Annotated in this window: 2 protein-coding genes and 1 pseudogene; all 3 read right to left on the bottom strand. The window is 58.7% G+C overall.

What is annotated here, in order from left to right; all coding sequences use genetic code 11:
* A pseudogene (locus tag AC1MDC_RS28550) lies at positions 1-426 on the bottom strand (hypothetical protein); the annotation flags it as partial.
* Positions 401-3,814 (bottom strand): toxin VasX, encoded by a 3,414-nt coding sequence (locus AC1MDC_RS28545; RefSeq protein WP_227232912.1) that lies wholly within the window; start codon positions 3,812-3,814, stop codon positions 401-403. The pseudogene AC1MDC_RS28550 and the gene AC1MDC_RS28545, both read right to left, overlap by 26 nt.
* Positions 3,811-4,632, bottom strand: a complete 822-nt coding sequence (locus AC1MDC_RS28540; RefSeq protein WP_176247776.1) for a DUF4123 domain-containing protein — start codon at positions 4,630-4,632, stop codon at positions 3,811-3,813. The genes AC1MDC_RS28545 and AC1MDC_RS28540 overlap by 4 nt, the downstream gene beginning before the upstream one ends.
* Between the last annotated feature and the right edge of the window lie 194 nt (positions 4,633-4,826).

Raw genomic sequence — 4,826 nt, 5'->3', positions numbered from 1 at the left:
GTAGCCACCAATTGGAATAACGGATAAAAGCGAACCCGTGACGAAAACTTGCAATCCATCCCAAACTATTTCAGAAAACTTCCGACTGAATTCTGATGGGCTGAAAAATACAAGCCAGATAGAGATGAGAACAGGCATTAAAAAAGCGAGGAACAAAACCATCCAAATCCCGGCAGCCAAGATTTTCGCTTGCTCAACTGTGCCCCGATTATTCCCCCCCAACTCCAGAAAGGTCTCATTCATCTCCGAAAAGTTACGCCGGGACACCTGAGCCTGCCCGGTGTAAACCGGCAGCGGCGCCAGAAACAGGGTTTCATTCAGCCCGCGGACCCGCAACTCCCCGGCGCTCGGCCGTTGGCTGCGAATGTCCGGTGCCGGGTCTTTGGTTTCGGGCTTGCTTTTACGCTTGAACAGTTTGCTGAACATCGACAGTCGCCATTTCTTCGCGGGTGAACAACCAGTACGGCGCCTTGCTCAAGCCATCAGGCAAGGTTTCGACGGGGTCGAGGGTGAACCGGCCCTGGGCCGGCAAACGTACACCACGTTCCGTGGCGATGCGCAGATCGCGCAGGACGAAACAGGTGCGGTGTATCAGGTCACGTCCGGCTTCCAGTTGGTAACCGATGTTGAGCGCCAGAGCGAAGTCCGTCGTTTGCAAGGCCTCGGCGATAGGCAACTGCAGGGTCAGTACCTCGTCTCCCTGACTGACGACTACGGCAACCGCGGCCCACGCGGCGCTGCTTTCCTGCCAGCGCCGGGGTGGCAGCTGACTGTTGTAGGGACCGTGAATCGGTACTGCACGGGTCTGTTGATGGGCCAACAGTTGCAATTGACGGCTGTCCATTTCCCGGGTGCGCACGCCGGGCAGTCTGAGCTGCAAACAGGTGCGCTTGCCCTCGCGGATCAGTTCGCAGGTTGGCTGTTGCACCACCCTTGCCAATGCGCTCCAGTCTTCCGGCAGGCTGCGTTGCAGGTCGGCGGCGCCCCAGGCACTCGCTTGCAGCCACTTTTGCAAGGCGTCCAGATTGAAGTAGTTGTACAAGCCCTCGCCCAGCAGTTGCAGAGCCGTACCGATCAAACCCACAAGGTTGGCCTGGGCGGCGATGCCCAGCAGTCGGGGACTGGCTTCAGCCCAGGCAATAGCACGCAGTTCGGCGGGTTTTCTCAGAACCTGAGTGATGATCGACGTCGTGTGTTTGGCGCCCCAGGTATTGGTGCCCACTAGGGTAGCGTCACCGGCAATTTGCAAGGTGGTGGCAGCTAACTCCTGATAATTACCTTCGGCCAACGCTTTACCCCATTGCTGCGAATGTTTGACTGAATCGGTTATGGCAGCCAAACCACCGAATATGAATGCTCCAAACCCCGCCCCCGCCGTCCAGCGCCCTAACCGACTCATGGAGTTGAGCTTGCCAGCGGCACTGTCCATTTGTTCGATATGCGCCTGAAGGATCGTCACCGACAGACCTTGAACTACGGCAAATCCCGCTGCCAGCATGCCAACCGATGATTCGAATAGTGTCCCCCAGTCAGGAAGCGGCGCCGTGCCCTTTTTACCAAATGCACTCAACGCCTCAACAAACTTCTGCCCCTGATAAACAAACAGCAATAACGCAATCCCGTCGCCCTTGGACTTCAACGCACCCGCCATCGGTTTGCCAAACGTTCCCGTCGCGCGGAAATCACGTACGGTGCGCTGCATTTCTTCCCGTAACCCCGGAGCCATGCCGTCGATCACCGTGCCAATCTGGCCCGGCCCGCTTGAACCGACGGTCAGGGCGCGACTTAGGTTGTCTTCCAGCGGCAGGAGCGCGGCCTTGAGCTGGTTGATCCGCTGGTTGTGCACCTGCTCACTGCCTGGGGCGGCGAGGCCGTAGATCTGCCGCGACAATTCGCGATGACGCAGTTTGTAGGTCTCACTGAGCTGGCGACGCAGGTCGAGCGCGGCATCGCGGCTCTTGTTGAAGGCCTGAAACTCGGACGCCGACGCTGCCCGCAAGGTCAAGCCGCTACGGGAAAACTCGCGCAGCAGCTGCAGTCGCGTTGAGATACCGAGACTACGGATGAAGCTGGCTGGGTCGACTGGTTGTTGGCGTTTGAATTCTGAGTGTGCCCGATTCAACTGATCCGCTGCGATCAGTTGATGCGCCGGCACGTAAGCCCCATCCAACAAACTCTGCAGCCCACTAAACCGCCCATTCAGATCCGCAAAGTTGGGTAACCGCTCATTCATCAAGCTTCTGAACTGATTGGTCAGCACGTTAACCGCATCAAGACTTTCCTGCGCCGCCGCGGCCTTGATCGAGAAGCTGCTCAGGTCCATGAGTTTCTTGCTCACGTCCCGCTGATCGGCAAGGGTCAAGGTGTCCAGCCCTGGCACGACGGTCAGCAGGTTGCTTTCCAGATAGGCCGCCAGTTTTTCCGTGGCCTCACTGTTCCAGCACAGGGCTGCGACGCAGAGGAACTCGGTTTCAAGGCGATGGCGGATATGTTCGTCGTTGCGAAAGTCGTAATACCAGGCCGCCCGGTGAAAGTGACCGGCGACGATCATGTCCAGGCGATCTTCGCGAATGGCCTGCAAGCGCGTGTGCCAATGGCTCAGCAGCGTCTGCTGCTGGCTGACGAACGCTTGCATGTCGGCGCGGTTGATCAGGTGATCGATGCCGCGCTGGCCGAGCTCCTTTCCGAACAACGCCTGCCATGTCTGCAAGTGCAGTGCCGCGATAGTGTCTCGGTGTTTTTGCCAAAGCACCTGACCCAGGGCGTCCAGCAGGTTGACGGTCGCGCGCGCATAAGGATCGGTCGCGGCCGCTTTTCGCCAATGGTCTTCATCGCCAAATATTGGCCGCCCGGCGTGGTCGCGTTTGGTACGCAAGTAGTCCTCAATGACTGCCTGTTGCTCAGCGTTGGTTTCGTCCCTCAGGGCTTTGGCGGCGGGGTCGGTGCTGGCCAGTGCATCAAGGCGTGCCGGGGTCACTTCGTACAACGACTGGATGTAGGCGCCGGTGAGGTAGCGACGCTGGGCGGCCTCATCGCTACTCCAATGATCGAGCCAGTCCGCGACCTTCAGTTGGGCGCTGGCCAGGTCGCGCATCACACCAAAGTCGTCACGCAAAACCAGAAACAGGTAATCGTTCTGATGCGCCCCCAGCACTTGGCTGCTGAGGGTTTCAATCGACGTGCTTTTGAACAGTGATGTGTCTTCCCAAGCGTAAGACTGGCGTTGCTGCGGGTTGGCACCCTCGGGCAGATCCATTGGCGCGGTTTTTTCCGCAACCTCGGCCAGCCAGGTATCCGCCTGACGTTGGCTCAGCAGGTGCATGCCGCCCTTGTCCGGACAGGCACTCGCCAGTTCGATACGTTGCATCCAGTGCTCACGCTCAGCGACGTCCTTGAGCACTTGCGAACATTTGTAGGCCGTCCACTGGATTTCCGAATAGCTGGCGAACAACGTGTGCTGCCGGGAGAACACCAATTGCGGCTCGCCAATCGACGTGGTGCGCATGTCGCTGGCGACTTCCCGACCCTTCCAGACCAGTTTGCTGATCTGGCCTTGCTCAATGCGGTATTCATGCAGGTAACCGGTGCCGTTATCAATGATGTACAGGTAGCCGTCACGCAGCAGACGAATGCCCAACGGTTGGCTGTTCAGCTTGAGCGGTATGCTCAGTTCGGCTGAAGGATCGAGGTTTTCCACCAGACCGTAGCGCAGGGGCAGCAACTGCACTTTTTCGCTCATCAAGAAGCACTGCCCCATAGGTGAGCGGATGTCTTGGGTGCTTTTGGCCAGGGCGGCGATATTGGCGGCTGTCATGACAAATCTCCCGGCAGACGGGTCGAACGTTCATGCGCCAGCTCGGCAGCGCGTTGCACGCGTTTCAGCGGGGACTGCTGTGAAGGCACGGTCAGCAGCTCGACAATGTCCGGGTGACTCTCCAATGGCTGCCCGGCCAGATAGCCCAACACGTTGGCGTAGAGCGTGATTTCCTGTTCTGAGGTGAAGCCTTGTTCATAGGCCTGTTGCGCTGTTTTTTCGGCAAATCGAAGGCGTTCCCGATCTGCGCAGGACGCCATGAATCCGGGGAAATACCGCCGCAAGTGATCGTTGAGGCCAATCACCGACTGATGAAACTGCGCCTCTCCCAGCGCCGTGAGTTCCCCTTCGGTCAACTGATAGATCTCGGGGGTGTCGGGCGCGGCATGATCCACACGTTGATGTTGTAGCCAGGTGGCCCGAAGCCCATCAGGCAGGCACAGATGCTGGACGGGGCCAAACCAGCGTGTGCTGTTGGCCTGCTGCGCAAGGTCGAGCAATTGATGCATGACAGCGGGATCGCCGATGCGCAGCATGACCTCCACCGTGCTCGGATGTTTGACGGCGAGCAGACGACGCCAGTGCTTGCAGAGCGTTGCTGTATCAGCATCGCTGAACAGCAAAAATCCCCATTCCAATGCGGCGCTTTCCTGAAAGTACGTCAGCAACGGATCGTCTGCGCCGTTGAGGGTGATCAGGTACGGCGATATATCTGCCAGTTCCTGCCAGCGCGTGCCTTGATAGAGGCAATACGCCGGGCTGTTCCAACGTTGCAGGCATTGCGGCAGATCGGGGGTGCTCACACCGTCCAGCAGCAAGTAAGCCGGCACGGACCAAGGCAAGTCATGGGGTAACGAAGGGAGTTCAAGCATCGGCCTCTCCACGTGGTTGGGTGGCTTCGCACACCGCGCAGATCGGCCTTCTGGCCATCAGGGCCAAACGCTGTGACTGGAGCAATACGGGGGCCGGAGGTTTTTTTTCGGTTGATGGCGTTGCTGATAACGCCGCGATA

It is taken from the genome of Pseudomonas sp. 1 (assembly GCF_056626735.1).
This window is presented reverse-complemented; position numbering and strand designations above follow the sequence as displayed.

Bases quoted from the DNA above. Each gene is read 5' to 3' on its own strand.
- AC1MDC_RS28545 (WP_227232912.1), bottom strand. From the start codon at position 3,814: ATGACAGCCGCCAATATCGCCGCCCTGGCCAAAAGCACCCAAGACATC.